The organism is Synechococcus sp. UW140, from assembly GCF_900474295.1.
Taxonomy (GTDB): Bacteria; Cyanobacteriota; Cyanobacteriia; order PCC-6307; family Cyanobiaceae; genus Synechococcus_C.
Genome location: NZ_UCOB01000014.1, coordinates 229942 through 255510 on the forward strand (window position 1 = coordinate 229942; position 25569 = coordinate 255510).

At 53.5% G+C, this 25569-nt stretch carries 35 protein-coding genes and 1 tRNA gene; 21 read left to right on the forward strand and 15 right to left on the reverse strand.

Features of this window, described 5'->3' with window-relative positions:
- Nucleotides 1-27: 27 nt before the first annotated feature.
- On the reverse strand, nt 28-501 hold the full coding sequence (locus tag DXY10_RS06160) for a DUF6561 domain-containing protein (RefSeq protein ID WP_115017175.1): 474 nt from the start codon (nt 499-501) through the stop codon (nt 28-30).
- 83 nt (nt 502-584) lie between these two features.
- Between DXY10_RS06160 and hemC the strand changes: the two genes are divergently transcribed.
- On the forward strand, nt 585-1535 hold the full coding sequence (hemC, locus tag DXY10_RS06165; RefSeq protein ID WP_115017177.1) for a hydroxymethylbilane synthase: 951 nt from the start codon (nt 585-587) through the stop codon (nt 1533-1535).
- A 9-nt stretch (nt 1536-1544) separates the two neighbouring features.
- On the opposite strand, the gene DXY10_RS06170 is transcribed toward hemC, so the two are convergent.
- Together DXY10_RS06170 and DXY10_RS06175 are read right to left on the reverse strand one after the other, a co-directional pair.
- The gene (locus DXY10_RS06170; RefSeq protein ID WP_115017179.1) at nt 1545-2072 is read right to left on the reverse strand and encodes a L,D-transpeptidase; all 528 of its coding nucleotides are present in this window, start codon (nt 2070-2072) and stop codon (nt 1545-1547) included.
- Between the two features lie 128 nt (nt 2073-2200).
- Nucleotides 2201-2788 carry an inorganic diphosphatase gene (locus DXY10_RS06175; protein ID WP_115017236.1) on the reverse strand — a complete coding sequence of 196 codons (588 nt, stop codon included), beginning with the start codon at nt 2786-2788 and terminating at the stop codon, nt 2201-2203.
- Between the two features lie 185 nt (nt 2789-2973).
- Between DXY10_RS06175 and DXY10_RS06180 the strand changes: the two genes are divergently transcribed.
- Both DXY10_RS06180 and DXY10_RS06185 read left to right on the forward strand, forming a co-directional pair.
- Entirely contained in the window at nt 2974-3153 is a 180-nt protein-coding gene (locus DXY10_RS06180) for a hypothetical protein (RefSeq protein WP_115017238.1), read from the forward strand.
- 45 nt (nt 3154-3198) lie between these two features.
- A complete protein-coding gene (locus DXY10_RS06185; protein ID WP_115017241.1) occupies nt 3199-3555 on the forward strand; it encodes a YbjQ family protein in 357 nt (118 codons plus the stop codon).
- A gap of 176 nt (nt 3556-3731) precedes the next feature.
- Here the strand turns inward: DXY10_RS06185 and DXY10_RS06190 are convergent, their stop codons facing one another.
- Nucleotides 3732-4070, reverse strand: a complete 339-nt coding sequence (locus DXY10_RS06190; protein WP_115017244.1) for a phenylpyruvate tautomerase MIF-related protein — start codon at nt 4068-4070, stop codon at nt 3732-3734.
- Nucleotides 4071-4109: 39 nt separating this feature from the next.
- Between DXY10_RS06190 and DXY10_RS06195 the strand changes: the two genes are divergently transcribed.
- Together DXY10_RS06195 and DXY10_RS06200 are read left to right on the forward strand one after the other, a co-directional pair.
- On the forward strand, nt 4110-5132 hold the full coding sequence (locus tag DXY10_RS06195) for a hypothetical protein (RefSeq protein WP_136989076.1): 1023 nt from the start codon (nt 4110-4112) through the stop codon (nt 5130-5132).
- The gene (locus tag DXY10_RS06200; protein ID WP_115017248.1) at nt 5132-5788 is read left to right on the forward strand and encodes a phosphoribosylanthranilate isomerase; all 657 of its coding nucleotides are present in this window, start codon (nt 5132-5134) and stop codon (nt 5786-5788) included. Before DXY10_RS06195 ends, DXY10_RS06200 begins: the two co-directional genes overlap by 1 nt.
- 311 nt (nt 5789-6099) lie before the next feature.
- Here the strand turns inward: DXY10_RS06200 and DXY10_RS14510 are convergent, their stop codons facing one another.
- Nucleotides 6100-6264 (reverse strand): hypothetical protein, encoded by a 165-nt coding sequence (locus DXY10_RS14510; RefSeq protein WP_170955714.1) that lies wholly within the window; start codon nt 6262-6264, stop codon nt 6100-6102.
- An 84-nt stretch (nt 6265-6348) separates the two neighbouring features.
- Here DXY10_RS14510 and DXY10_RS06205 point away from each other — a divergent pair, with 84 nt between their 5' ends.
- The 7 genes from DXY10_RS06205 to DXY10_RS06235 all read left to right on the forward strand — a co-directional run bounded on the left by DXY10_RS06205 (nt 6349) and on the right by DXY10_RS06235 (nt 10413).
- On the forward strand, nt 6349-7371 hold the full coding sequence (locus DXY10_RS06205; RefSeq protein ID WP_136989079.1) for a Zn peptidase: 1023 nt from the start codon (nt 6349-6351) through the stop codon (nt 7369-7371).
- Nucleotides 7372-7573: 202 nt separating this feature from the next.
- The gene (locus DXY10_RS14995) at nt 7574-7699 is read left to right on the forward strand and encodes a hypothetical protein (RefSeq protein ID WP_256359472.1); all 126 of its coding nucleotides are present in this window, start codon (nt 7574-7576) and stop codon (nt 7697-7699) included.
- Nucleotides 7700-7722: 23 nt separating this feature from the next.
- The gene (locus DXY10_RS06210) at nt 7723-8133 is read left to right on the forward strand and encodes a YccF domain-containing protein (protein ID WP_115017253.1); all 411 of its coding nucleotides are present in this window, start codon (nt 7723-7725) and stop codon (nt 8131-8133) included.
- Between the two features lie 152 nt (nt 8134-8285).
- Nucleotides 8286-8585, forward strand: a complete 300-nt coding sequence (locus tag DXY10_RS06215) for a hypothetical protein (protein ID WP_115017255.1) — start codon at nt 8286-8288, stop codon at nt 8583-8585.
- Between the two features lie 83 nt (nt 8586-8668).
- The gene (locus tag DXY10_RS06220; RefSeq protein WP_115017258.1) at nt 8669-8848 is read left to right on the forward strand and encodes a hypothetical protein; all 180 of its coding nucleotides are present in this window, start codon (nt 8669-8671) and stop codon (nt 8846-8848) included.
- 647 nt (nt 8849-9495) lie between these two features.
- Complete coding sequence (locus tag DXY10_RS06230) at nt 9496-9870, forward strand: AbrB family transcriptional regulator (RefSeq protein ID WP_115017262.1); 375 nt, start codon at nt 9496-9498, stop codon at nt 9868-9870.
- Nucleotides 9871-10074: 204 nt separating this feature from the next.
- Nucleotides 10075-10413, forward strand: a complete 339-nt coding sequence (locus DXY10_RS06235) for a hypothetical protein (RefSeq protein ID WP_244281956.1) — start codon at nt 10075-10077, stop codon at nt 10411-10413.
- A gap of 1128 nt (nt 10414-11541) precedes the next feature.
- Here the strand turns inward: DXY10_RS06235 and DXY10_RS06245 are convergent.
- Together DXY10_RS06245 and DXY10_RS06250 are read right to left on the reverse strand one after the other, a co-directional pair.
- On the reverse strand, nt 11542-11826 hold the full coding sequence (locus tag DXY10_RS06245; RefSeq protein WP_115017266.1) for a hypothetical protein: 285 nt from the start codon (nt 11824-11826) through the stop codon (nt 11542-11544).
- Nucleotides 11827-12202: 376 nt separating this feature from the next.
- Nucleotides 12203-12340 (reverse strand): high light inducible protein, encoded by a 138-nt coding sequence (locus tag DXY10_RS06250; protein WP_115017269.1) that lies wholly within the window; start codon nt 12338-12340, stop codon nt 12203-12205.
- A 220-nt stretch (nt 12341-12560) separates the two neighbouring features.
- Here DXY10_RS06250 and DXY10_RS15000 point away from each other — a divergent pair, with 220 nt between their 5' ends.
- A complete protein-coding gene (locus DXY10_RS15000) occupies nt 12561-12689 on the forward strand; it encodes a hypothetical protein (protein ID WP_256359473.1) in 129 nt (42 codons plus the stop codon).
- Nucleotides 12690-13235: 546 nt separating this feature from the next.
- On the opposite strand, the gene DXY10_RS06255 is transcribed toward DXY10_RS15000, so the two are convergent.
- On the reverse strand, nt 13236-14042 hold the full coding sequence (locus tag DXY10_RS06255; RefSeq protein ID WP_115017271.1) for a hypothetical protein: 807 nt from the start codon (nt 14040-14042) through the stop codon (nt 13236-13238).
- 350 nt (nt 14043-14392) lie between these two features.
- Between DXY10_RS06255 and DXY10_RS14515 the strand changes: the two genes are divergently transcribed.
- Nucleotides 14393-14530: a hypothetical protein gene (locus DXY10_RS14515; protein WP_170955715.1), complete on the forward strand. Its 138-nt coding sequence runs from the start codon at nt 14393-14395 to the stop codon at nt 14528-14530.
- An 87-nt stretch (nt 14531-14617) separates the two neighbouring features.
- Here DXY10_RS14515 and DXY10_RS14855 read toward each other — a convergent pair whose 3' ends face one another.
- Entirely contained in the window at nt 14618-15109 is a 492-nt protein-coding gene (locus DXY10_RS14855; protein ID WP_244281957.1) for a hypothetical protein, read from the reverse strand.
- 13 nt (nt 15110-15122) lie between these two features.
- Here DXY10_RS14855 and DXY10_RS06275 point away from each other — a divergent pair, with 13 nt between their 5' ends.
- Nucleotides 15123-15365: a hypothetical protein gene (locus DXY10_RS06275; RefSeq protein ID WP_115017279.1), complete on the forward strand. Its 243-nt coding sequence runs from the start codon at nt 15123-15125 to the stop codon at nt 15363-15365.
- A 101-nt stretch (nt 15366-15466) separates the two neighbouring features.
- On the opposite strand, the gene DXY10_RS06280 is transcribed toward DXY10_RS06275, so the two are convergent.
- Entirely contained in the window at nt 15467-15901 is a 435-nt protein-coding gene (locus DXY10_RS06280) for a hypothetical protein (protein ID WP_115017282.1), read from the reverse strand.
- 644 nt (nt 15902-16545) lie between these two features.
- Here DXY10_RS06280 and DXY10_RS06285 point away from each other — a divergent pair.
- The 5 genes from DXY10_RS06285 (at nt 16546) to DXY10_RS06295 (ending at nt 21497) form a co-directional block, all read left to right on the forward strand.
- A complete protein-coding gene (locus DXY10_RS06285) occupies nt 16546-16896 on the forward strand; it encodes a hypothetical protein (RefSeq protein ID WP_115017284.1) in 351 nt (116 codons plus the stop codon).
- 237 nt (nt 16897-17133) lie between these two features.
- Nucleotides 17134-18048: a hypothetical protein gene (locus DXY10_RS06290; RefSeq protein ID WP_136989081.1), complete on the forward strand. Its 915-nt coding sequence runs from the start codon at nt 17134-17136 to the stop codon at nt 18046-18048.
- A gap of 291 nt (nt 18049-18339) precedes the next feature.
- Nucleotides 18340-18492, forward strand: a complete 153-nt coding sequence (locus DXY10_RS14520) for a hypothetical protein (RefSeq protein WP_170955716.1) — start codon at nt 18340-18342, stop codon at nt 18490-18492.
- A gap of 230 nt (nt 18493-18722) precedes the next feature.
- Nucleotides 18723-19178: a hypothetical protein gene (locus DXY10_RS14240; protein ID WP_170955717.1), complete on the forward strand. Its 456-nt coding sequence runs from the start codon at nt 18723-18725 to the stop codon at nt 19176-19178.
- An 831-nt stretch (nt 19179-20009) separates the two neighbouring features.
- Nucleotides 20010-21497, forward strand: coding sequence for a triacylglycerol lipase (locus DXY10_RS06295; protein WP_170955718.1), 1488 nt, complete (start codon nt 20010-20012; stop codon nt 21495-21497).
- Between the two features lie 509 nt (nt 21498-22006).
- Here the strand turns inward: DXY10_RS06295 and DXY10_RS14245 are convergent.
- Complete coding sequence (locus DXY10_RS14245) at nt 22007-22387, reverse strand: hypothetical protein (RefSeq protein ID WP_136989086.1); 381 nt, start codon at nt 22385-22387, stop codon at nt 22007-22009.
- A 264-nt stretch (nt 22388-22651) separates the two neighbouring features.
- On the opposite strand from DXY10_RS14245, the gene DXY10_RS14250 reads away from it, so the two are divergent.
- Entirely contained in the window at nt 22652-22918 is a 267-nt protein-coding gene (locus DXY10_RS14250; RefSeq protein WP_170955719.1) for a hypothetical protein, read from the forward strand.
- A 155-nt stretch (nt 22919-23073) separates the two neighbouring features.
- Here DXY10_RS14250 and DXY10_RS06305 read toward each other — a convergent pair.
- The 4 genes from DXY10_RS06305 to DXY10_RS06320 form a co-directional block, all read right to left on the reverse strand.
- Nucleotides 23074-23146, reverse strand: a tRNA-Ala gene (locus tag DXY10_RS06305).
- Between the two features lie 79 nt (nt 23147-23225).
- On the reverse strand, nt 23226-23843 hold the full coding sequence (gene lexA / locus DXY10_RS06310; RefSeq protein ID WP_115017292.1) for a transcriptional repressor LexA: 618 nt from the start codon (nt 23841-23843) through the stop codon (nt 23226-23228).
- 18 nt (nt 23844-23861) lie between these two features.
- The gene (locus DXY10_RS06315; protein ID WP_244281958.1) at nt 23862-24731 is read right to left on the reverse strand and encodes a carboxylesterase; all 870 of its coding nucleotides are present in this window, start codon (nt 24729-24731) and stop codon (nt 23862-23864) included.
- A gap of 55 nt (nt 24732-24786) precedes the next feature.
- Nucleotides 24787-25518, reverse strand: coding sequence for a putative 2OG-Fe(II) oxygenase (locus DXY10_RS06320; protein WP_115017458.1), 732 nt, complete (start codon nt 25516-25518; stop codon nt 24787-24789).
- Nucleotides 25519-25569 lie beyond the last annotated feature (51 nt).

Sequence of the window (25569 nt, forward strand, 5' to 3'; positions counted from 1 at the left end):
GGTCGATGCCGACACGCGACCACGACCTCAGCCGCCCTCAATGCTTTCGGTGAACTCCTGAAACGCACGCTTGAGCCGCTCAACCGGTGTATCCGAAGGCGGGCATTCCTGATTGGTTCGAGTGGTGTACGCCTGAATCAGGCGGGGCTCTGGATCAAGGATCGAGGCCACCGCAACTTTGAAGAGAACAAGATTCGCCTGGGATGTGAGACCGGAGAGAAACGGACTGAGCATCCAGCCGCTACCGCCATCGTCTCCCTCCAACGATCCCTTCGGCTGAACCTCCAAGGGCCGCAGCAACTGATAAGCCCGATCACCATCGCGGTCGCTGGTGTTGCGTAACCGGGCGATCACCAATTGACCGCTGCAGAGGAGCAGAAGCTTGATCGTGCCCTCAGCCAGCAACGGCATAAAAGGGGCATCGGTCACGCCGGCCTGACCCGGCGGCATCGCTGTTGAGGAAGGATTGCTGCGAACGCCATTCACCACCGGCCCAGGCATGGAGACAAGCTCATCACGACGTATGGCAAATCGTAAAGCTGAGAGCACGACTGCGTAGTCTGGTCGGCTGCTAGTGACTCTCCATGGCCCTCGAGCAACTGCGCATCGCTTCCCGCCGAAGCCAGCTGGCCATGGTGCAGACCAATTGGGTGAAGGCTGAACTTGAAAAGGCCCACCCTGGCCTCGCGATTTCTGTGGAGGCGATGGCCACCCAAGGCGACAAAATCCTGGATGTGGCTCTGGCCAAAATCGGCGACAAGGGGCTGTTCACCAAAGAGCTGGAAGCTCAGATGCTCGTCGACCGAGCTGATATCGCGGTGCATTCGCTGAAGGACTTACCGACCAACCTGCCCGAGGGCCTGATGCTTGGGTGCATCACCGAGCGCGAAGACCCTGCTGACGCCCTGGTGGTGAATGCGAAGAATGCCGACTACCAACTCGACACCCTTCCTGAAGGCTCCGTGGTGGGCACCAGCTCACTGCGCCGGCTCGCTCAGCTGCGCCATCACTACCCCCATCTGGAGTTCAAAGATGTGCGCGGCAATGTGATCACCCGCCTCGAGAAGCTGGACGCCGGCAACTACGACTGCCTCATCCTTGCGGCAGCAGGCCTGACCCGCCTGGGCTTCGGGGATCGCATTCACCAAAACATCCCCAGCGAGATCTCTCTGCATGCGGTGGGACAAGGAGCCCTCGGCATCGAGTGCGTGGAGGGCAAACCGGAGGTGCTGGAACTGATCAAAGTGCTCGAGCACGCACCCACCTCCAGCCGCTGCTTGGCGGAACGCTCCTTCCTGCGGGAACTGGAGGGAGGATGCCAGGTGCCGATCGGAGTCAACACCACGATCGACGGCGACACCCTCACACTGATCGGCATGGTGGCCAGCCTCGATGGCAAGCGGCTGATCCGTGAGCAACAGAGCGGCACGCTTGCCGAAGCCGAAACGATCGGCAAGAAACTGGCCGACATCCTCAAATCTCAGGGGGCCGGGGAGATCCTCAAGGAGATCTTCGACACCGTTCGCCCCCAGTGATGGGAGGTCTCAGCGCGTGATCAGCACAGGCGTGCCCACATCCACCAGTTCATACAGCTGATGAACGTGGGCATTCAGCATGCGCACACAACCGTTGGACACAGCTGCACGGATTTTCACCCAGTGGGGCCAGGGAGTGCCGTGAATGCCGAATTGATTCTCACCCTGCTGCAGAAAACCAATCCAACGATGCCCAAGCGGTCCACCTCGACCCGTGACCGGATTGACCTCGCCTGATTTGGTGCTCTGATACTGCGGATTGACGCGCATATTTTCCACGCGGAACAGACCCGTTGGAGTTGGAGTCTTGGGGTCACCGATCGCAACAGGCCAGAGACCGAGGCGCTGACCGTTACGGATCACGCTGATCCTGCGGCTGTTCAAATCGAGATGAATCCTGGTCGCGGTCAGCGCTGGCAAGGCAGCCACCTGCTTCTCACTGGCAGCAGCAGCAGGTGGCAACATCACCGGCAGGGCCGCTGCAGCCGCCAGAACAGCTGCAGACGAACGAACAAGCGCCACAGCAATGATTGACATGAGACCAATGAGACCCGCTGGTCTCAACCTAAATATCGCTCAGAGAAAAAGCAGCTGCGACGATCTGAAGACAAAACAAAGGCGGGGTCTCCCCCGCCGATAAAACAATCTGGACAGGCTGGTCAGACTCAGTCGACCAGCTTGGGGTCGATCTCTGCCAGATAACGGGCCTCACAGCTCTTGATGATCTCAACAGCCTTGTCGTTACCGAAGAAGCCATTCACCGTGCAGGTGCCAGGCTTCTTCAGATCCTTGTAGTGCTGCCAGTAGTAGGTGGTTTCCTTCTTCCAGTGCTCGCCGAGGTCCTCAAAACTCTTGATGTGATCCATCCGCTTGTCATCGGCCAGCACAGCGATGACTTTGTCATCCACCTCACCACCGTCATCGAAGGTCATGATGCCGATGATCCGAGCCTCCACCACGGAGCCGGGAATCAGAGGCTCAGTCACGCCCACGATCTCGATATCGAGAGGATCACCGTCCTCATCCCAGGTGCGAGGAATGCATCCGTAGGCAAAGGGGTAAGCCAGGGAGGAATAGCCAACGCGGTCCAGCTTGAGGTGACCGGTTTCAGTGATCAGCTCGTATTTATTGATCGTGTTGGAGTTGAGCTCCACGATCGTGTTCAGGCGCAGCTCCGCCTCATCAGCGAATGCCGGCAACACATGCAAAAGATTCGGCATGCTGCGGCTCGGAGCCTGGTCGAGATTGGCCATGGGGGGCGTTGAACAGCGCCGCGCATCCTACGAGCCACCCCCGACAACCCAGACCTGCTGCCCACCCAACAGCTCAAAAGCTTGGTCTCAAAACCACAGCCGCCGCCGCCAAGATCAAAAGGAACCCACGGCTGGCAACAGCAGCGCATAGGGTTGAATTCCTCTTACCAGACCCAGCAGGACGAATGGTGGATCTCTACCTTGCTGCCAGGCTGCACAATCGAATTTCCAACAAGGAGTACAGGTCTCTTCTGCTCAGTCAAGACCTGGATCAACAGGAACAGAAACTACGCCAGAGCCTGCTGCGCTTGATCGAAACCGGCTCAATTCGGCTCGAACCGGACGTCGCTGTCACTCCGGCTTAAGAGAGCTAGCAGTGAGGTGGCTTGCTTCGCCGCCGCTGCCCCCTGATGCTGATCACCACCACTCCCAATGTGGAAGGCCAGAAAGTGATTCACTACCGCGGTCTGGTCACCGGAGAGGCGATCATTGGCGCCAATCTGTTCCGCGACATGCTCGCCAGCATGCGAGACATCGTCGGTGGGCGTTCCAAGGCCTATGAGGAGGCCCTGGCAAAAGCACGTCAGGCCGCCACAGACGAGATGGTCAATCGCGCCGTGAGCATGAACGCCAATGCCGTCATCGGCGTGGACCTCGACTACGAGGTGTTCGGAGATGGCGGGATGATGCTGGTCTCCGTGAGTGGCACCGCCGTGCTGCTCGATGGCCAGCCACCAAAACAAGACCTGCCACCAATCAGCCACTAACGGCTGCAACGCTCATTCAATCTTGCAGGGAGAGAAAAATGAGCACAATCGCCCAAAGCCAACCCGCCTGACCAGCCCCATCCTTAGTCCACGGGTCCCACCGCTTGGTCGGGATGGGGGCAGAGTCGAGGGTCAAACCTCGACTTTTTTTATGCGCAGTTGAAACGTCCAAGCCCTCAGCCGAAGGTCTTGCCATTCCAGCCCCAGGCCGTGGCCTTGACGTCATCAAAGCCGATATAGATGCGATTGGAGGGAATACCGGTGCGCTTGCTGATCAAGTCGCAAAATGCCTCGGTCATCGCTGGCGGTTTCAAAGCTCCGATCGACTTGACCTCCACATAAGCGCAGGGATCGCTGCTGCCGGCAAAGGTCATCGGCACCCCCGTCTCCAGCAGAGTCATCACATAGGCCTCAGGCTTACCGGTCAGCTGCGCGAGGGTCGACGAGAGTTCCTTGAGGACCCCATCAGCATCGGCCAGCGATGACAACGATGTGCGGACGTTAATAAGGGGCACCGTCGGTCTGGCGAGGATGATTGCATCCTGCCATCGTCATTGAAGAGACCGATTCGGGACACAGTGTTTCTCTCTGATTACACCCGACCTGAAGCAGAGCACGTGTTGGCCGCAATGCTCAGCATCGCCCCAGATGACGGTAACCCCCATCACCCGAGCAAGGGCTTTGCCCTGTCGGTGCGGGATCACCTTCTTCAGCATCCGGAAATCGCGCTCTCCTGCTTACCAGCCAGCACGCCTACAGCCCTTAACCGCAGCCTGAGCCAACCACACAAGGCCCGACAGGCCATGCAGTTGCTCGTCTTAATGCCCTATCTCAGTGGCGACCTAGACGGCGATGCGATCGGCAGAGTGGAGGCCTATGCAGAGGAGCTTCATCTTCATCCCGACAGCCTGAAGGACCTGAAACTGATTGGCGAAAAACGGCTAAAAAAAGCCCTCTTTGACTATGGCCGCCGCGCACTGAATGCATTTTTTCCGGGCAATGCCCTGCAGCAACTTGCAGCATCTCTACGCGAAGTGCACACGATGCTTGGCGACCGTCAACAACTGGCCCGTTATCTCGCCTTAGAACATCAACCTCAAGGCAGTCTGGGCAGGACAATTCACACCTTCTACAACGATCGTGGCTTTCACTTCCCTGGGGAAAGGGGAAACCTTGGTGAATTCGCTGTCCGTCACGACTGTGTTCATATTCTCTGTGGTGCCAACACGGATATGAAGGGAGAAATCGCGGTTGGTGGGGTGGAGGCAGGCATGGCACGCACACCCTATGGCTGGGAAATGCTCGCAGAGGTGATCATCGATTTCCACATGGGGATCGCCTGGAGCCTGCCACCAGGGATTGCCCCTGGAACCATGAATTTCGACCCTGAGATGGTGAGCCAAGGGCTGGCCATGGGGGCCGCGATGCACTGCGATCTACTCAGTGACTGGAATTTCTGGGATGACATCGAGACGCCTTTGCTCGAACTGCGCCAACGATTCGGCATCAACGGCGTATCAATCATCGACATGCCAGCGCCTGGCAACCACCCCAATGCCGCATCGGTGTATTGGTGATGCGCGTGAAGATCTGCGGCATCCGGAGCAGCGACGATGCCCTACAAGCAGCCCACTTGGGTGCCGATGCCGTAGGGGTGCTGGTAGGGCAAGCCCATCCGAGCCCCGATTTCATTAGTGCACAGCAGGCCCACTCCATTCTCAGAGTGCTCCCCCCATTCGTGAGCGGTGTGCTGGTGAGCCATGCCAGCGACCCTGAGGATCTACTGATGCTGATCGAACAGGTGCAACCAACGGCGGTGCAGATCCACAGCACGATGGCTGTGGCGTGTGTGGCAACGGTGCGTCGCCGTCACCCAGGACTGACTCTGCTCAAAGCGGTCCATGTCAACGGAGACGAGCCGCTGGCCATGGTTCGCCGCTATGCCGATCTGGTGGATGGGGTGGTGGCCGACAGCTGCAACGACGCCACAGGACAGGTGGGTGGCACTGGTCTCACCCATGACTGGGGATTGAGCTCCGATCTGGTCAAGCAGAGCAAGCTCCCCTTCCTTCTGGCCGGAGGGCTCACTCCTGAGAACGTGCAGCAAGCCATCGCCAAGGTCAGGCCCTGGGGAGTGGATGTGAACAGCGGCGTGAAGGGAGCCGATGGATTCAAATGCCACAGGCGGATGAAAGAGTTCATCGACCGTGCCCGCGACCGTCCTCATGCCTAGATCCCCTTGCCGAGAGCCCTGCTGTTGTGGTCAGGGCCGATAGTGTCAAGACAGCTTTTCTTGCCGTCGCCGTGTTGAGGCCCAACGATCCACGCTTCTGGAGAGCCCTTGTCGGTTTGGTGTCGCTTGGAGTGAGCTGCACGTTGGCATGGCTGATCCTGCAGCTCTGAAGCCCAAAGCCCTACAGAACCTGCAAGCAGGTCGGAGGACTGGTTCCCGACCCCGGCAAGCCTTGGATAGGCGATGCAAGCAACAACAACGGAGCTTGGCGCTGACGATCTGACTGGCTTAGCGCTCGTAGCGCTAAAGACTCAGGCCTTGACCTTGCGGAACTGGCGAATCTCACGCCCCAGCTCCCTGATCCCATACAGGATGCCGATCAGCGTGAGCGTTGAGATGCCAGTGATCACAGCAGTGTCCCGCAACGCCGATGGATCAGCGATCAGAGACGAGATCGACGAGGTGAAGACGGACATAGCAACACCAGAGGAGCTTCTGTCTTGTTAGCAACGATGGTTCAATTCAAATCAGTACACCGCGTGTTATCGATGCGGATCGCGATGGTCCGACGCCCGCTCACCGCCCTGGGGGTGGGCATCTTGCTCGTGCTGCCGGCGATCGCCAAGACCCCACAAACCGACCGCAAGCCCCGCTCTGACTTGAATCAGGCCCCTATGCCGTCGGTGAAATCGCTGCTGAACAAGGTGCGGGACTTCCGTCCCGATATCGCCAGTGGCAGAACCTATGGAACCTATGTAGGCGCACACCACAAACTGCTGGGCTTGTACTGGCGCCAGGTGGCCCGCGACCGCGTGGAAGATTTGCCACTGGTCACCCTGATGGGCCGGAACGGTCGCTTCTCCGGCTGCGGCCGTAGCCGGAGCGTCAATGCCTACTGTCCGGAAAGCAACGAGATCATCCTCAGCACCCGCGGGATGCCCCGATCCCAGCGCTTCTCAAACGTCAGTCGACACCTGCTTGCCCTCACGGTGCTCGCCCATGAATGGGGCCACCATGTCAATCACCACAGCAGCCGTGGCAGCTACAGCAAGCGCGAGGAGGATGCGGCCGATTGGCGCGCAGGACGTTATCTCGCATGGCTACTGGACAACGAGGCGCTAGGGGTCAAGGACTTCACCGATGCAGCCAATCTCTTCTTCAGCATCGGAGATTTCCACTTGGAGTCTCCACACAACAATCCCAAAGCCCGCTATGAAGCCTTCATTGCCGGCGTTGGCAGCGAACTGAAACCCGGACTGCGCCGTGGCGGCTGGACGATGGACACAGCCGAAACCTTCTCGCGGGTGACCAACAGGAAAGGCAACAGACGCGGCGAAGACGACAAACCTGCAGGGCCCAAAACCGTCAGGGCCGAGGTCTACCGCTTTGAAATTGAACGGGGGGGGGCAGATCGCCGGCAACGTGTTCGGCGCGCTTCTCGGGGTGGTGAACTGCGGCATCGGATCGGCCTCATCCTGCGCCAACTCTCTGAATCAACAAGGCAAAGCCAAGCCGGATGGCTGGTACCGCCTGCGCACCATGCGAATCAATTGCAGTCGCAAAGATTTCGACATCGATGGTGATGGCCTCCGCCGCCAACCGTTTCAAGGAGACCGCAAAGGCCAGGCCGCCGTGATCGCGGCACGCGCCTGCAAGCGACCATCACCAGGGAGCTAGGGCAATCCAGGCAGGCCTGAATCAAGGCAGCCAACACAACGGCAGAGAGCACCCATCGAAAGCCAGCAGGATTGCTTCAAGGTGTAGGCAGAGCCCTAGGGAGGCGCCATGATCCATGCACGCAAGGGCGACACCATGAATGGCAAGCTGCTGGTAATGGCGATGTTGCTATCGCTGCTCGGGGTGGCCATCTACGAATCAGTTCTAGTCAGGGGGCTGAGCCCGATTCACTGACCCGATCGCCTCAGACGAACCCCATGATCACGCTGCTGCTCAACCTTCTCTGGCTGCTGCTTGGAGGTGTTGTGATGGCTCTGGGCTGGTGGTTGGCGGGCCTGATCTGTGCCCTCACGATTGTGGGTTTGCCCTGGGCACGTGCCTGTTTTGTGATTGGGAATTTCGCGCTCTGGCCTTTCGGTCAGGAAGCCATAAACCGACGAGAACTGAACGGTCGCCATGATCTCGGCACAGGTCCCCTGGGGCTGGTGGGCAATGTGCTGTGGTTCGTCGTGGCTGGTTGGTGGCTGGCGATCGGTCACCTCAGCTCAGCCCTGGCCTGCTTCGTCAGCATCATTGGCATTCCCTTTGGGATCCAGCACATCAAACTGGCTCTGATTGCCCTGGCGCCGGTCGGGATGACGATTCAACCGATCACAAACAAGCGCTAACCGATTGATAACGACAGGAATGGAATGCTGAGGCTTTAATTCCTGCGCGAGAGGAAGCGCCTGTGACTGATCTCACGCCACGAAGTGATCGATGGCGGGAAGCAGACCAAAGCCTCGCCATAGCTTCAAACGCATGCCAAATGAAGACCGCTATGAAATGCATTCCCGACTCCGTCTCCGGAGTGCGGCTGGCAGCCTATGCCGCGAAGGCAACCTGGCAAGGTCATGACGAGAGCACAAGTGACTTGGCCAGACAGGTGCAATACATCTGCAATGACCTAGAGCTCATCCTTGGCGAACTCGATAGTGCAACCTTTGGGGGCTTCGAGAAGCATCAGCAACGCGCGCTTCAGGGCAGCAAAGCTGCTCTGAAAATTGCAATGCATCGGCTCCGGCAAACAACGGCTTCAAGGGATGCCAAGACCAGAAAACGACTCAGACGCGCTGGTTGACATTGTTGATGTGCTGACCTGATCCACCTTGACGTTGCCTGGTCACCACGGTGTGGTGAGAGCAAAGTGCCAATCGTCTTGCGATGGAAGACCCCAGACAAGACACCCTTTTCAACGACGAAGCACTGACCCTGATCTATCAGCAGCATCGCAACGACTCGCTGCAAAATCTCTGTTTCTGCGATGCCTGCAAAAGGATCCGCACCCAGATCAACCAGCTGAAAGTCGCCGAAATCCGTCACGCTTTAGGCGAAGCCTGCTGAGACCGATATGGACCCCGACGTGCGCCAATTCGTGATTCTGCAATTACTGGTGATCGTAGTGCCGGTAGGGACCCTCTTTGCCATTTGGATCGCGATGCTGGGGCGAGAACGTCGATAACTCGACCTTGATTGACTGAACCAACGTTTCCACCCATCGCCAGACTGATCCTGCCCATAGGGTGAAAGCTGACTGCGCCTGGGTTAAGCGCTAAGCACTTGTGCCGCGTGTGCCGCGAAGCCAGATCAAGGGCCGGCACGTTGACATCACAACCAGCCGCAACGTCTTGCTTGGGATGAACAGACAAATGAAAGCTGAAGCGGTGCACCATTGGAAACTGATTAAGGCCATCACCCTGCCGATCAAGACCCTCAGACTTCTGCCCCAGAGGACTGCTCGGTGCAGGATTTAAGGCAATCACGACGCTCTAACGGATCACGAGCGAGCCGCTGGTCAGCAGAAAAAGCACTGAATCAGGCCTGCAGAAACGACCCAAGCTGAAGGAAAGAGGTACGACTAATCCCGCACCTGGGCCGGACTCGACGCTCAAAACAGAGAACGGAAAGAACGGCCACTGACGGGGTGGAGATCAAATACTTGACGAGAAGAGATCGATACTGCATTAATAGATTAATCGGAGCTCTAAAGGATGCTTACTGGATCTGATCTACTGACCAAAGTCAAGGACTTAGGCGACGTCTCCAAGACAGACCTGGCCACTGCATGTGGCTATGTGTCTGACAAGAAGGATGGTGGCCAGCGCGTCAACTTCACTGCTTTCTACGAAGCCCTCCTCAATGCCAAAGGCATCGACCTTGGCACCGGTTCAGCTGGCATCGGCAAAGGTGGGCGAAAGCTTTCTTATGTCGCCACTGTGCAAGGAAACGGCAATCTTCTGATTGGCAAGGCTTATACTGCAATGCTTGACCTTGAGCCTGGCGACACCTTCGAAATCAAGCTTGGTCGTAAGCAGATCAAACTGATTCCCACTGGCGCCTCAGACGAAGAGGGTGGCGAGGAATAATCCTCCTATCAATTCTGCTCTGCGCTTCTTTTGCTTCCCCCTGTTGACCAATCAACAGGGGGATTTTGATGACTGAGCCCGATCAAGCGGTCCTTGCCTTGTCAGATTGGATCGCCGATTCACGACACCTGGAGGAAGAGCATCATTAACAAAAGGCCGATACTGAGCTCAGATCAGTTTGAGCGAGCCCTTGCTGCCGCAACATTGACAACTGACGAAGAAGCATTGATCGACTTTGTGAGATACACCGGAGTGATCGATGCGTTAATCCTCAGGAAAGGCTTGTCCTTAGCGGCAAAACCACCAGCACTCTGCCTGCTCGCTGATGCATGCGAAAAAGTGGGCAGCGCGATACCTGATCACTATGCAGAGATCATGAGGTGGTCTGCGGCCGTTAGCCCTGACTCCATTGCCTGGAGAGGAAATTTGTTATGCGGTCTCGCCTACAACAGCGATGGCATCGAGCTTTCACCCAATGCAGGCACGACTTTGTATCACACCTACGTTGTTCATCAAGAACTGTTTACGGGCTTAGGCTTTTAATCAGTCGAACACACTAAGCGCGTGCAAACGGCCAAAAGTCATAACCAAGCCTGTTCAGAATGTACGTGTGAGTCGGCTTTCGTCGCCCCCAAGCCAAACAAAGCCGAGCACAGATATCAGTCAGTGCAAAAGGCCATCACTCAATAAAGATATTTCACTAGGCAAGCTCCAGACCAGCCTCGGTACTGAATCTGATTTGCAACAGCTCGCACAATCCTAACCTTATAAGAATCAACTCCTGTGACATATTGATTTCCCAATCTGGAACAACCGATCCATTTATAGCCGGGAGGATCAGTCTTCACAACACATAACCCTGGCCGACTCCCCCTTGGCAATTGACCAATGACATCATTGGCTTGGGTGGGGGTGAATCGGACCAGCCTTTGCTCCAACACATGCTCACCCGTGGATTGAAGAATGACTGAATCGCCTATGGCAAAGCACTGAGCAGGGAAACTGGGCTCCACTTGTGCTTTTGCTGTTAACAAAAATGAGAGGCTGATCAACCCTGCCGAAGCGAGTGAACCCAACAGTTTCATGCCACCACGGACCACACCATGATTTGAACATAGAGCTGCCAAGCCCTGAGCGCAGAGGTCCAAGTGCAGAGGTCCAAGTGCAGAGATCCAAGTGCAGACTGACGCGCTGGGAAAACTGGGATGAAGGACAAGCCATGCAGCCCTAAGCAGCCATCGATCCTCCGCAGTGCGATTCCACTCAGTAGGGGCCATGACGTTGTGGACAGAACTGCGCAGCCTTGACTGGAACCAAACCGATCCTTAGTGGTGAACACAAAGCGGGAAAACAAGCGGAGACTGGTCAGAAGAGCACCAGCGCTGGGACTTGACAGATCCCTGGGCGGCTCCTGAATAGAACCGGCCAAAGGGTTGAACCAAATGTTGGATCAGAAGCTTGAGCGCCTATTTCAGGAAGCCGAAGAGCATCTGCGTAATCAAAGCTGCCGTTCGCGGTATGAGCGTTCCGTCATTCGATTGCCAGATAGCCGTCGCGGCATCTGGTTCGGAGACGACAAGCGAGCTGCCTGATCCACGCACCACAGCAAAGAACTCGTGAACAAGCTGGCCGTGATGGACAACATGTTCACGAGTGCTTGTCGCTTGAGCTTCAGAAGCTCAGATAAAGGCCGGGTCCACGACCATCACCAAAGAGACTCAAGCCAGCTCCGGGAGAGATATAGCGGCGCTCATAGCGATAGCGAGGGGCATAGCCATGGCGACGCAGAGACCGGTTATGGCGCTCCAGCCGTCGGATTTGACGTTGCTGACGGCGCAGCTGTTGCCTGTATTGAGACTTAGAAGCGGCTTCAGCGGGAGGGGAGAGCAAGGCCGTCGTACCGGTGCCCATGATCAGCCCTGCGGCTGTGATAGCTGCGATTGATTGGATAGACATGGTTCTGATGAATTGGATGAAGAGGAGGTCATCCCTCCGATGGCTTCACCCTCTCCACCGATGTGGTGAGAACGACCCCACAGGACTGGTGAAGTCCTGGTGAATCAAACATCAAGTTGAAACTGCTTTCAGCTTGACGGAAGACGACTGGGCAAGTGATCGCGTATTGAGCAGAGAACAAGCTTCGGCTCTGTCACAAGACAAAGCCGAATCCCTCGCTAGAGGAATTCGGCTGCATCAAGCAACGAAACCCACAGATGGTGAATGGCGACGTTTCCACCCACACCCAGAGCCGCAATGAACATGGCAAAGCAAAACAGCTGAGCATGTTCTGCCTCGTTAGCAGGCGCCCAGACGTCAGGCTCAGCAAGACGTTTCAACCAAGACCAACCTGGGAGAGAATCCCCTGGCCCGTCAGAAGCTCAGTACTGAGACCAATGATGAAACCCATCATGGCGAGGCGTCCGTTCCACTGCTCAGCAAAGGCAGAAAAGCCGAAATTCGAATCGCTCATCAAAAACGAAGAAACTTGAACCTTTGTAACAGATCGTTGCGCCTCGGCGCGTAGCAAATGCGCTCTTAGGCTCACCTTGCTCTGGCAGCCACCCAACCAGATGAGCAGATCAGATCAAGCCAAGGGCGGCCCAGCACAACGAGCAGCCTTAGCCGGAGTTCGCAATCAGCCATTGCGGCTCGTTAGACCAGTGGTCAAGGCCTTGATCAAGTGAGACGCGGTGACACGAGACAAGAAAAAGCAGGCTCTTGAGGAGATGATCCGCAGAGCAGCCGAAAACCTCAACCTGAGCGAAGAAGAAGCGCGTGCTCACATCAACGAGCAGTTCAGGAAGCTCAAAGGCGAGTGAGCAACGCGTGGAGATGCAGCGATGCAGCTCGATCAGCTAGTGAACCCGACCTTGATCCAGCTCCCTCAACGCCTCATACGCAGCCCACAGCCCCGTCTGAAAGCTGCAGCTATGGCTCTTGTCGCACACTCGATATCTGCCAAGGCCTAGAGCATCGATCGTGGAGCCCTTGGACGTGCAGCAGATTCGACTCACAAAAGCCATGTTTGACCTGATTCAGGTTTGAGATGGTCTATCGCGAGGAGAAGACCCAACTCAAACGACCGTTACCCATCTAAATTTACCTATCCAAGGGTATAAAAAGCCGCATACACGCTTGGATGGGACGCGGCAACAAATCCCTTAAAATCGTGCAAGACGAGGCGCCCAATCACATCGAGAAGATATTGGCGACTCCCATGCGCAAGAACAACACCGATATCACTGGTATCAACTGATGCCTGACCAAAACAGGATTGCCGCAACACCTGTTTACTGCAGGATCGTTTTCAAACAGCTAGTACAGTCGTCACTCACAAGGTGGGGGGTTAAGCCATTGCAAGCGAGTCAAGACTTCGGATCGAGCTGGTATGACTTCCGAGGCAATTCAGTGACCTTGTGAGGACCGTACTCTCTGATGGCCTGCAAATAGCTTGGATCAGCAGCCAAGTTATCAGCAAACTTGTCGTTGACAGCCAACTGATCATACCAGTGAAACAATCTCTCCTTAAATTCCTCCTCAGAGTATGAGCGGAGACCTTTTTTGACTTGCATGTGTAGAGCATGATTCTTTTTCTTCACACCTTCGTAGGCCTGTTTATCTGGAAGGTGCGTCATTCTGTACTGCCCTTTATACAAGAACGGAAGCCTCAGAACATGTTTCACCAGTTTCCAATGTTTATTTACAGCGGTCTTAGATTCACTAAGATCCCAGCCAGAAGATTCAATCTCAGCCATCATCAACTGGAAGCAGATCCTGGTTGCTGTATTTCGACTGACAGTTGCTGAGTGGTGAGCAACCTTAAAGACCCCGTTCCTTCCCATGTGCGGCAGGATCTCGAGTCGTGTGGTTGCACCCAGTGGAGGGCAGCTGATTGTTGCGAAATAGAGACTACGCGGAAATGCAGCAACCTTTTTAGGGAGAGGCTGCCCCCCTTCCAGTTGAAAGGCTTGTGTCACACGAGGCCCTCCAATCTGAAGCCTATGAATGGTTTGCCCATCCTTATCAAACGCTTGCCTTGAAACCACCCTTCCTTCAAGGGTGATGAAGTTTCCGGCGAATCGCTGAAACCAATCAGTCGCACCTGGGATCTCTGTAATGAGCGGGCAAGGGCTCTGGATCTCCTGAGGGGTGTCCGTAGCGGTGCTGTCCATTGCATCACCCTATGCAGGCGAAGCTGTTCTGCCCTTGGCCACAGCTCGGCAATGGCCAAGACTGGCTCAGCATCAAACCGACAGAGGGCTGCGGTGATGAGCGATCGGGTCTGGGACCTGCAGGAACACCTCCAAGCCAATGGCCTGGCAGGGCCAACACCTGGGCTTGAACCTGGCAACAAAGCGGCCCTGAAGCGCACCAGACAACCAGACAACTCTGAGCCACACCTTCAGGCCAAAGCAGCAGTGACAAGGATCACAGCTGTCAATGAGCAAGGTCATCGCCTTGACCGGTGAATGCCGAGATGGTGTGTGCATCGGAGGGATACCTCCACCACCACCCAAAAATCATGACCACCTCCCTCGTCACCAAAACCACTGAAACCGTCCAAGAGCTTGAAGCAACCGAGCAGGAGCTTCAGCTCGAAGAGCTTGAAGCCATTCATGGCGGACGGGCATTCACTCGCGTCTTCCAGTCAGGTCTGTGAATCGTTGATTTCGAGATCAACGCAAGAGTTCCAACAGTTCAGATGCTCTGATCAGCCCATGCCCCCCTCCTGAGTCGAGCAGGGGGGCTATCGCAGGTTTGCCATCTTGTCGACACTGGAGCCAATCACCTCAACAACAAAGGCCTCCAAACCGTCATCATCGACGCCAGAGTTGAGCCTGAACAGGAATGCATTGACCCACGCCGTTTCCTTGTTGTTTGTTTCATGGCCACGGTCTACAAATCCAGGCTTCTGCCTGAAGAGATACAGAAGGATATCCAACACATTCTGCGGCGAAAGATTCTCAGGGTCGATCGAGGGTAGAGATTCCCGGACATCCAGAAATGAGATGGAGGCGGTGTAGTCGAAATCCTCTGGAACCACGGAGAGATCTTTTGTGAGTGATAGAGGGATCGTAGCGGTAGGCCAAAGTTCGAACGAGTACTGAGATCCTGCTTGCAGCCTTGAGGGAAAAGGTGCTTCAACTCTGAAGCCAAAATGCACACCAAGACGACAATGACGAGGTGTCAAAACCAGTCTCTGGTCCGGTTCCTTCACCGCTAACTGTTCGGCTTTCACCCCCCAGGATCCAATGACCACTCCTACCATCAAGGAACGTTGGCCCCCCAAAAGGACGCAGTTCGACCTTAAACAAGCAACGGGGTTTGAGGCGCTGAAAGTCGTTGCCATGAACACCCTTCTCATGATCAAAGAGAAAGAGCTGAAGGCTCGTCGCCTTCATCGAGCTCAGCTTTACTTTACCGCCCATCCAGAGGGTATTGATTACAAATCAGCCCACCTATCACCGGCAAAGCTTGCGTCCCTAGCAAAGTGAACCATTGGCTTCATTCAAAGAGAAGTTACCCCGCTAAAAGCGGGGTTTTGATTAATGTCTAAGGTCCAATTGGAACTCAGCCAAAACCAATCTGCATGAAATCATGCAGGCATGTCCATCTCTCGCTTTCCATCTCTCATCGGTGAGTGGCCGGCGGAGGCTTTTCTATTGAGACGAGCTGACGCAAAGCATCCCTCTTTAAATCTGATGTGGGTTGAGTTGACCAGTTGTCTGCACGGCATCCCATAGAGGAACAGCAAAAAGCTCGACAGACATTCCGCATCCCTTCTCAGCCGGCCCAGATCTGCATGGTCAATCAGAGGAAGACGATCACCGCGATGATTGGCCAAATTGAGCTCATCGCTGAGAGAGAACATCCGACGTCGCACACCGAGGGGGGCAAAGGCACCCTGCGTGGTCACCCGCTCAGGTAGGAGCTGAATGGCATGAATCGCGGCAATCCTTCCTCCGATGACAGTCTCCGAGAGGGCAGGAGGAGAAGGAGGGCGCCCCTGAGGTCTGGATTTGCAGGCCATTCGCCGCTCTGAGAATCGACCTAATCCGTGATCAACACCACAGAACGAAGCGTGAGTGCAATTAACGACATTGCGATCAAGAGGATCGTCAGCCGAGCCAGTCCAAACCGCTGTCCACCATCCGGCGCCTGGATCTTTTGGGCAATCTGCCAGACCATTAAACCAATGCCACTGGCCTCAATCACCAGCAATAGCGGCCGGTTGTGGAGCAGATTTGGACGTCATTTCGCCCAGCCTTCGTCAGCCTTCACCACCAGGTGATGGGTTGGCCAAGCATGTCCATAGCGGTCTAAGGGTGCCCAAGCGGTGTGCCCCAGTACAGGATCGATCCAACGCATGGGCCGAGATCCACGAACAGCACCACTCTGACGTCAGGGCGAGCACCGACCTGAACCAGACATGCGTGATTCAGCATGAGGGTGGCTGGGTTCACTGTTTCTTGTTCTTGCCATTGATCAGAGAGTTGGTTTAGTGGAGCAGCTTCTGCAGAGGTATGGCCCGCGTTTTGAAGGACTCCTGGATTCCTCTGTCGATTGCAACCCTTTCGCTAACAGCCTTGGTCTGGCTTGAACTGACTGCGTCGTGATCGCTTGAGCAGGTTGGCATCAACCTGGCCTACTGCGCATCGGTGATGGGGCCAAGTGATGTCATCGATCGGAGGCGTGGGAATCAATCTGGCCATTCAAGATGCCATCGCAACAGCGAACCTGCTGACGGAACCACTCAAAAAAGGATGCATCAACACCCATGCGCTCGCGCAGGTGCAATCTCAACGCCAAGAGGCAGTGCGCTCCATCCAGACCGATCAGAGCCTGATCCAGAACCGCATCATCAAGCGAGCGATGCGTGGTGATCAGCCCTTGCGTTTGCGGATGATCTTGAGGCTTCTGCTGCGACGTCCTGGTGTTCGTGATTGTCCTGCACGCATGCTCGCTTTCGGCAAACATCCAAAGAGGATTTCAACGAAACTGATTGTGGCCCATCCCTCGACCTGATCACAAACTTTTCAGCGTGGCACTATCAGTTCGGATCGACAAGCGCCAAGAGATTTTTTTTGGGTAGTTCATTGTTCGATTGCTCATACCTAGACAAGTTTTCAGAGCGGCAGGAGGGTGACAGAGAGGAGGCCTGATGAATGGAACGCAAAGAGCACTGACGGTTCCGAGCAAAAGCAGAAATGAGACAACTTATAGGCTGAATATTGAATATTATTTATGATGCACGTTTTTCGCTTGGCAGTTGCCACACTGTACCCACAGGCTCTTAACTTGCCCGCAAAGATCACCATGATACCGCCTATAAGAACTCTTATAATTGGCCTGCTGTGCCTCTCGCTTGCCATAGCGACGCGGTTGGTTCTGTCACCTGTTCAGCAAATCGAAGCGACTGTAGATCTCCAGACCTGGATTTTTTATGGCTCTACTTCGGAACACATCCACGCAATAACCGCTTGTATTTTTCTCGTTCTCTCTACTTGCGCCATTATCGCCAAGAAGACATCCAAAGCCCATCGACTGTTTGGCAAGCTTGCAATTACCACATTACTTATTACATGTGTTTCCGCAGCTGTTCTTTTGGGCTACTTAGCAATTCAGAGCTCTGGCAATATGTTCAATTCAATTGTGGCAAGAAACGAAAATATGGCAATCTTCTTGATGCTTTTGTCAACTGGAATTTACGGAGGCCTGGCTGGCTACAGATGGACAGCATTCAGCCAAAGCAAGCATGACATTGACGTGGCCTTTGGCTTCATGGCAATCACTATTTCTTTACTAGGAATTGCGATGGCCCCACTGGTCGCCTTCATCAATCCGTTGAACACAACGAACGACACTGGCTTCCCCCTGACTCCTTTCATGGCAGGTTTTCTATTAATTAGCCAATCCGTTTTAATGCTTTCATTTGGCATCGACGATCTACATTCTTTTCATTCTGGCCAGATCTCTTATCAACAAAGGATTGCTAAGCATGTGTACCGAGTAATGACAGCCGCAGGAGCTGCGGTAACAGCCGTCTTCATCGTTCACCTGGGGCCTGCATTCGCAGATAACGATCAATTATTGTGGGCATTGTACATCATCCCACCCACCATTTTCGCCTTACTGACTTCATTCATATTATCGAAGCACCGGCTCTCCAAAGAATGATTTAGCACGTTCTACTTTGAGCAAGCTATTCCAATTTAGCTTCGTCAACCGAGCGAAAGCGGATGACAATAATTTTCCAGAAACAGAAGCCAGGTTCGTTGTATTCACACCAAGAATCACAAGCAGTCTCAAGAGGAACACAGGGTGGCTGAGCACTTCACCAGATCGTCACCACAACTTGCCGACAACCGCACCACAGCAGTGCGGTTGAACTCACCAGAACGACTGTGACCTTGAAGGAGTCGAGGGAGCAACAGCCCACACACCACTCACCTCTCTCACTTCAAAACCATGACTGAACTCAACACGCAAGCCCAAATCATCGAGCTCACTGACGATCTGATTAAAAACATTTCTGGAGGTCTTGACGTGATGGAACCAGAGCCGGGGGAGATCCCTCTGGATGACAGCTGGTATTACAAGAGACAAGTAGCCCGCTCTTAATCTCGCTACCCCGCCACCCGCGGGTTTTTTGTTGCTTGTGTCGGCGTGTCAGCGCCGAGGGGATGGGCCGAACTCGCCGATAACGATGCTAAAAAGGCCGCCTGGTGCCTCCTCCCCCGCGAAAGCCAGCAAAATCAGATCTGCTGCATCGAGCGAGGCGGAGTATGATCTTTTGAATGAACTAAAATAACTATAGGTCCTTGTTTAACACCTTGCCTCGAGCCAATACGATGAAAAATTCATTCATTCTCTTTCTGCTTTTAATTGGAGCAAATGCTGCAGCACTTGCTTCCTCCAATGCGGTAGAGACTGGGTTTGCAATGCCATCGCTATCGCCCACAGACGGTGGAGACAAGCAAAGCAATATTTCATGCGTTTATTACAACAAAAGGCTGCTCTGCGATGTTCATGATCATGCTTGGAAGGATTGGGGCATGGGTCAGCAGTGGGGTTCAATCGGAACTAGATTTATGCTTCCTCAGCAGGGCCCGGCACAAGCAATAAGAAGCTCTGATGCGATCACTGGAGGCAATATTTTGAATTACGGAACGCGCATTGAATTCGGTTCAATCACTTGTAAATCCGAGAGAATTGGCCTTACTTGTACCAACACAACTGGGGGCATGATGCACTTAAACCGTGATTTTTATATACTGAACAAGCCAACAAGTTCGATACCAAAATGAGCCCTTGGCGATCACTATATTATAGCAAATAAAACCATTAATGCCGGAATGACATTACCAGTGAAGCTGATGCTTTCAATCTTGTCTATTACCGAGATCGTTTAATCAGGATGCGCAGAGAGGGGAGGAATGCGACTCTCCAGACCATTGCCCTCAGTTGTTTTTACGAGGGGAATGTGATTGAACTCAATCCAACTTTGCTGACCCTAATAAACTTTACCTGGTTGATGTAGCGAAGCAAGTCAATCGACAGGCGGGACATCAGAACAGCAAGGCGAAATTTCGCGATTGCTTGTCATCACGTATAAATAAATTCTTGGTGAAAGCTTCATGAGAGAAGACTGAGAGATTGATCATTTTTTCCACATCAACTGTTGATAACTAGGCTGCATTGTGGAGATTTAGGTGAATTCGGGGCAAAGGAGCCTCACCCGATTGAGGTCTCTTTGACCTTGTGGCAGCTCTATGTATTACTCCGCGCGGAATAGGAGTCGACTGGCAAGTCTAAACAACGGAGTTCGACCAATCGATCACAAACCAATGAATGCGGAGTCGACAGTGCTCAGCCCCTGCTCGATGCATCCATCAGCTCTGCCGTGCGCAATTAACGCTTTACAGACCCAACAAATAAGAAAACTAGTACTTAGGAAGCATGCGGAAAGTAGCACAACTTTTAGGGGCACGAACAGACCAGCTCCGCATCATGCGCGGACTGAGGGCTGATGATGAAGGACGGTATCATGAATTCAGCTGTGTCTACTTGAATTTATTAATATGTGGATTCCACTGGTGAAAAGAAATAACCAGTATTCAACCTGGAAACGTTCATCCTTGTCTGCTGTAGCAATGAGACATACATTTCGGACCATCATTTCAATTGTAATGACAGGAACGGTCTCAAGTTGTGCAAATATTAAGGCCATTTACTCGCCTGCAGTCGGACCAATGAGTAACGATATGGCAGCTGCATTAAAAGATTCAAATCCATTGATCATTATTCCAGGTATTGGCGGATCAAAACTGATAGATCTTAAAAATGGAAAGGTGGCTTGGGGAGATCTTGGTTTTAATGCATACTGGCCATCCACAGAAAAAGACAACAAATTACTAGCCCTACCTTTGCGGCCTGGAGTGGATCCTTCTCAACAAGAAATCAACAGAATTGGGGCAAAGTCAGTACTCGATACCGTTAAACTTAATTTCCTGCCATTTAAATCACAATCAATCGATATCGATATTTATCGCACCCTCTTTAAATCATTGGTAACGGCTGGATATGTTCCAGAAACTATTAATGCAGAAAACTCTCATAGGCTGTCGCCATCAAGAAAACCTATTTATCAATTTTCATATGATTGGCGAAAGTCAAATGCATACAATGCTCAAAAGCTTAATGAATACATTGAGACCTTGTCGACACAAGGGTCATTACAAGCTCAACAACAAAAACCACTTAAATTTGATCTTGTTTGCCATTCAATGGGGTGCCTTGTTGCACGCTACTATCTGCGATATGGCGGTCAAGGATTAGGTACACGCCAAATGCCACCGAATCTCGACTGGCGTGGTGGTAAAAAAGTGGAAAACATAATCATGGTCGCCCCACCGAACAAAGGTTCACTTGACACTTTGTTCGATTTAATTGAAGGCTTTCATCCCACACGATTCAAAATTTTAAAATATCCTGCTGCTGTTATTGGGACCATGCCTTCTATGTACGAGCTTATGCCAAGGCCTGATATTGCCAGAGCAAAAAACCAATATGGAGAAACTATTGATTTAATGAATCCTCAACTATGGCAAACAATGAAATGGGGGCTTCTAGATCCAGAGCAGGAGAGGATCCTCAAACAAATAGCTCCCGGATATCAATCAGGCTCCCAGAGATATGAATATGCAATGTCAATGCAGTCAAAGCTACTGAATGATGCTCAGCTCTTTCATTCACGCCTTGACATTAAATCATCGCCACCGAAAGATCTCAATTTCTGGCTTTTTGCTGGTGTCGGTGCACTAACTGATTCCCAAATCACAGTCAATACAACCACTCGTAAGTGGACCAAAAAAAGTACGGAAGCAGGGGACGGTGCTGTGACTCGTCCCAGCGCCTATGCAATGACCGATGCAACTTCTGCGGAAGAAGGAACGATTATCGACTGGAGTAACGCTACATTTCTGTACTCAGATCATATGGGATTGGTCCAGAGCAACGCATTTCTAGTCAATTTCTATTACACACTTTTTTGGCGGAAATATTTATCGACTAAATCAGGGAATCGAGATTTATATACTGAGAAAGAAGACTTCAACGGGCAGTGAGGTTGGCGGGCGTGAAACGGACATCGCGTGCCCAACGAACAAGGGATTGCCTCTACGTGACACCATCTGAGCAGAGATAATGCAAGATCTGAGACACACTGCTGCAGTTGGCTAGTGGATTAACAGCAGGGGTAAAAATCTCCTATGACGAGGCATTCGATACAAGAATTTCAGCTTATCTTGAAGTTCGATTTGGTGGCCCAAGTACAACAGCAGCGACGAAGAAAAAGTGGAAGGATCCAACAATTAATGCGTTAACAACATCACCCAAGCAAAGGGATGTCAGGGCACATGACTTTTTAGACCCAATACGGAAATCATGCAAGCTCATGGTAAGTGCATACAAACTATCTTTGGACAACAATGTCTTACACTTTGCCAACTCGTCACCATCATTGTACTGCAGGTGCATTCCGACACGTCAATTTTTGACAAGTGATACCCCCCGGGCGGGGTAAGACTGACTTCGCCAAGAGTTACTGGCTGTAAGCGGAATCAGCTTTGCCCATTCACCATTTGGCATCACACTCGTATGTGCCCTTTCTGTAGCTATAAACGTCCCTTTCAAAGCTCACTCTCTCTTTAGACCAAGTAGGAGCCTGAGAAAAAGTGATGCCAGAGGATGGTGAGGTCCAATTACGGACACTCGCGCCAGGGGAACGAACCATGCTCGTTTTGTTCCCGTTGGGAAAAGTCAGAACAAGGAAATCAGACAATGGGTTACGTAGATCATCCTCGTTTGGCGCAGCTTCTTTGATGCTCAATCTTCCCAACACATCGCAATTCAATTCAACCACCTTAAGCTCTTTTGCTCTAGACTCAAGCCCTGCGGCAACTAGACTAAAAGCAGTAATTGCAGTGAATAAGTGAAACAGTTTAAAATCTTTCATTGTTGAATAATAGATTTTAGCAATTTAGCATTGTCTGCTTAATTGGATAAGTACTTGGGTCGCCGTGTCGAAGCATTTCATTCAGCTCAGGCGGTAGCCGGTAAGGCTCATGCCCCAGGGCAATAAAAACCGCGCACTAGGTGGGGCGTGATTGGCATGCGGTTGTTTATCGGGAACGATCGGGAATACTTAATCCCACTGACATCCACAAGAAAACAGCATCCTGTCTCGTAGTAATATAAGGTGAAGCTTACGCTAATTGCCATGAAGTACAAACTATTACTTTCTCTTTTGCTGATCGGATCCGCAAAAGTTTCTGCAGCCGTTTATACCACCAAGCCTGGATCCAAGTTTCACACTGAACCAAATGGTGAAAGGATCAATATTGGAGCTGAAATGATTGAGACACCAGCTCTTGAAAAAAAAGATGATTGGTGCTTTTTTAAGCTCCGAGACGGCAGAGGAGCTGCTATAAATCCACCAGCGGGATGGACTCTTTGTAGCAATTTGGACAAGTTTGTTGGAAATTGAGCATGCTCTATTAATGTTCATGATGGCTTCACAATGACCCCTACTTTTCCCTTGCGGGTTTTGCATTGAACTATCTAGCTAGGTCTAGATGCATCAGGGAGCGCAAATAAAAATGCCCACCAGCAAAGAAGCTAGTGAGCGACTTAGAAATTCAATGGAGCCAAGGAGACTCGAACTCCTGACCCCCTGCATGCCATGCAGGTGCTCTACCAGCTGAGCTATGGCCCCATGGTCGTTGGCTGCGCCCTTGAGCACGTCCATCGACGTGAGGAAGCTTACACCGGCAGGGTGCGTACTCCGTCAGGCATCAAACCTGCCGCCAAACGGCAACAAGCTTGCCCTGAACCTGCACCTGGTCAGCGGGGAGCTCAATCGGCTCATAGGCAGGATTGGCGGCTTCCAGTCGCACAGTGCCCCGACTGCGATGGAAGTGTTTCAGCGTGGTGCCACTACCTGGAACCAAGGCACTCACGATCGTTCCCTCCCGCAGCCGAGACGCCTCAACAACTGGCTCCATCAGCACCACATCACCATCGGCGATGTGGGCATCCACCATCGAATCACCATTCACCGTGAGGGCAAACAGTCCCTGCGTCTCCAACACAGGAACCAAATCGAGGCGCTCCTGTACATCATCAAAGGCCTCCACCAAACCACCTGCTGCCACAGCACCGAGCACCGGGATACCAGACGCCAGTCCCCCCAGGAGCTGAAGGGTGCGGGCCTGGCCCTCCTGCCAAGTGATCCAACCTTTCTGCTGCAGATGACGCAAGCGACTCTGCACCGGCGCAGGCGAACGCAAGCCCATCGCCTGCATCATCTGGCGTATGGAAGGGCTGTGGTGATTGACACCGATGTAGTCAGACAGCCAGTCGTACAGCTCTTGCTGCGCGGGAGTAAGGGGCTCAGGGGTTCCAGCAGGCACCTACGAAGGTCCGATCGGTCAATACATTTGTACCGGTGCATCGCCAGGATTGCAAGGCCGAGCTGGCAATTCTGGTGATGCCAGCGACGACAAAAAACCGAGGCTGCGCTCACACACCAGGGGCCACTCAGCATCGGCGGTGATCGCGTGACTACTGCGCTCGAGCCAAACCAGCTGTTTCGATGAGGCCCCAGCCTGGTCAATCAGTCGCCGCACACCACGCTCAGTCACCACGTTGTCGCGCCGACTGGCGATCACCAGCATTGGCTGATGGACTGCAGTCAATTGTCGACGCACCTGAGCGATCAAACGCAGCACCAAACTGCTACAGATCACTGGATAGCGGTCATACGACCAAAGCCGATCGACCGTGGTGGGGTCTGCGTAGTCGCAGGGGGGCTTGGCCACTGTCTTCACCAGTCGGGTCAGCAGTGGAGCAAAAAAGCGCCGCACGTCTCGACTGCCGATCGGCGGTGAATACAGCATCAACCCACGAATTTCAGGGAAGCGCAGCGCAGCTTGCAGCGCCAGGATCGATCCCATCGAAAGCCCTCCCAGCACCACCTGCTGCCCACGGGCCAGCTGGGAACGCAGTACCCCATCCACCTGATCGACCCACTGCTGCGGATGGACCGGCAGCAGGTCATTCAATTGCGTGCCATGGCCAACAAGTAGGGGCACCTCGACCGCGTAGCCCTTGGCATGCAGCGCAGTGGCGAGCAATGCCATCTCCGCAGGGGACCCGGTGAATCCATGCAGAAGAATCACGGTGACTGATCCACCTGCCAACGAGATTGGAGCCGGGCTGGCCTCAAAAACACTTGCCATCTCCTCGTCTCCAGGGCGAACAGATCTGATCCATCCGTGCAGCGTGGCAACAAGCTGCACGGATCAACACGCAAGCCATCAAAAGCTCATTTCCAGAAACTTCACCAGAGCCGGGTCAGAATCCTTTTGCGGAAGGTCGATGGCTGGAAAGAGAGACATTGTCGACACCTTGCGTCGACTTCCGGGGCTGCTGAAACTGACCGGATGATGGGGCTGCATGCGCTTGGGAATTGGGCACAGCAACAGCATTAAACGCCAAAGACCAACGCTCCCCATCACCACGGAAAGGCATCACAGAATGGGGCTGCCAGGCAGGGAAAACATAGAAGTCGCCTGGAACGGGCAGTACGTAATGCGACATGCCAGTGCGGAATGACTGCACATGCCACTCTTCAGGCCCATGAAAACAAAGCTGGCCGTCAAAGCTGTTGGCGGTGATCTGTGGAGGCACAGCCAGAAAAATCACACCCGAGAAACTGCCCCCATGGGTGTGGGTGGGGTTGTAATCGCCAGCCTTTTGACAGTTGAGCCACAGATCAATGGGCTTGAGCTCGTAACGACCAGGAATCCAGGGGCCCCTCCCCTGGGGAGGCTGGCGGTCCATGACATGGCGGATCCAACGATCACAGGAAGGGAGCAGATGCTCAACCATCAACGCCTGTACACCAGGCTGATCCGGTCTTAATTCGCGCTGTTGACTGAGCTGCCCAGCCAACTTGACGGACGCATCGGCACTCCCTTCTGGATTCTCCAGAACGGACTGACTGACGCTAAGAAGCGTCTTCAGAAGTGAATCCGGTAACTGGCCCTTGAGGATCGAGCGCGGGAAAAGATCCAGAACCTCCACGGGCAGCGAGTCAATCAACCATCATCGTGCCATTGATCGAGCCAATCGCTT

Excerpts from the sequence above, each read along its gene's own strand:
- DXY10_RS14520 (WP_170955716.1), top strand. The coding sequence starts at position 18,340 with ATGACTGAACTCAACACGCAAGCCCAAATCATCGAGCTCACTGACGAT.
- DXY10_RS06170 (WP_115017179.1), bottom strand. The coding sequence starts at position 2,072 with ATGTCAATCATTGCTGTGGCGCTTGTTCGTTCGTCTGCAGCTGTTCTG.
- DXY10_RS06250 (WP_115017269.1), bottom strand. The coding sequence starts at position 12,340 with ATGAGCGATTCGAATTTCGGCTTTTCTGCCTTTGCTGAGCAGTGGAAC.
- DXY10_RS06220 (WP_115017258.1), top strand. The coding sequence starts at position 8,669 with ATGGAAGACCCCAGACAAGACACCCTTTTCAACGACGAAGCACTGACC.
- DXY10_RS14510 (WP_170955714.1), bottom strand. The coding sequence starts at position 6,264 with ATGTCCGTCTTCACCTCGTCGATCTCGTCTCTGATCGCTGATCCATCG.
- DXY10_RS06245 (WP_115017266.1), bottom strand. The coding sequence starts at position 11,826 with ATGTCTATCCAATCAATCGCAGCTATCACAGCCGCAGGGCTGATCATG.
- DXY10_RS06215 (WP_115017255.1), top strand. The coding sequence starts at position 8,286 with ATGAAATGCATTCCCGACTCCGTCTCCGGAGTGCGGCTGGCAGCCTAT.
- DXY10_RS06160 (WP_115017175.1), bottom strand. The coding sequence starts at position 501 with ATGCCTGGGCCGGTGGTGAATGGCGTTCGCAGCAATCCTTCCTCAACA.
- DXY10_RS06275 (WP_115017279.1), top strand. The coding sequence starts at position 15,123 with ATGACCACTCCTACCATCAAGGAACGTTGGCCCCCCAAAAGGACGCAG.
- DXY10_RS06185 (WP_115017241.1), top strand. The coding sequence starts at position 3,199 with ATGCTGATCACCACCACTCCCAATGTGGAAGGCCAGAAAGTGATTCAC.
- DXY10_RS14240 (WP_170955717.1), top strand. The coding sequence starts at position 18,723 with ATGAAAAATTCATTCATTCTCTTTCTGCTTTTAATTGGAGCAAATGCT.
- hemC (WP_115017177.1), top strand. The coding sequence starts at position 585 with ATGGCCCTCGAGCAACTGCGCATCGCTTCCCGCCGAAGCCAGCTGGCC.
- DXY10_RS06255 (WP_115017271.1), bottom strand. The coding sequence starts at position 14,042 with ATGGACAGCACCGCTACGGACACCCCTCAGGAGATCCAGAGCCCTTGC.
- DXY10_RS06205 (WP_136989079.1), top strand. The coding sequence starts at position 6,349 with ATGGTCCGACGCCCGCTCACCGCCCTGGGGGTGGGCATCTTGCTCGTG.
- DXY10_RS06180 (WP_115017238.1), top strand. The coding sequence starts at position 2,974 with ATGGTGGATCTCTACCTTGCTGCCAGGCTGCACAATCGAATTTCCAAC.
- DXY10_RS06280 (WP_115017282.1), bottom strand. The coding sequence starts at position 15,901 with ATGGCCTGCAAATCCAGACCTCAGGGGCGCCCTCCTTCTCCTCCTGCC.
- DXY10_RS14515 (WP_170955715.1), top strand. The coding sequence starts at position 14,393 with ATGACCACCTCCCTCGTCACCAAAACCACTGAAACCGTCCAAGAGCTT.
- DXY10_RS14245 (WP_136989086.1), bottom strand. The coding sequence starts at position 22,387 with ATGAAAGATTTTAAACTGTTTCACTTATTCACTGCAATTACTGCTTTT.
- DXY10_RS14250 (WP_170955719.1), top strand. The coding sequence starts at position 22,652 with ATGAAGTACAAACTATTACTTTCTCTTTTGCTGATCGGATCCGCAAAA.
- DXY10_RS06230 (WP_115017262.1), top strand. The coding sequence starts at position 9,496 with ATGCTTACTGGATCTGATCTACTGACCAAAGTCAAGGACTTAGGCGAC.
- DXY10_RS06175 (WP_115017236.1), bottom strand. The coding sequence starts at position 2,788 with ATGGCCAATCTCGACCAGGCTCCGAGCCGCAGCATGCCGAATCTTTTG.
- DXY10_RS06210 (WP_115017253.1), top strand. The coding sequence starts at position 7,723 with ATGATCACGCTGCTGCTCAACCTTCTCTGGCTGCTGCTTGGAGGTGTT.
- DXY10_RS06285 (WP_115017284.1), top strand. The coding sequence starts at position 16,546 with ATGTCATCGATCGGAGGCGTGGGAATCAATCTGGCCATTCAAGATGCC.
- DXY10_RS06200 (WP_115017248.1), top strand. The coding sequence starts at position 5,132 with ATGCGCGTGAAGATCTGCGGCATCCGGAGCAGCGACGATGCCCTACAA.
- DXY10_RS14995 (WP_256359472.1), top strand. The coding sequence starts at position 7,574 with ATGATCCATGCACGCAAGGGCGACACCATGAATGGCAAGCTGCTGGTA.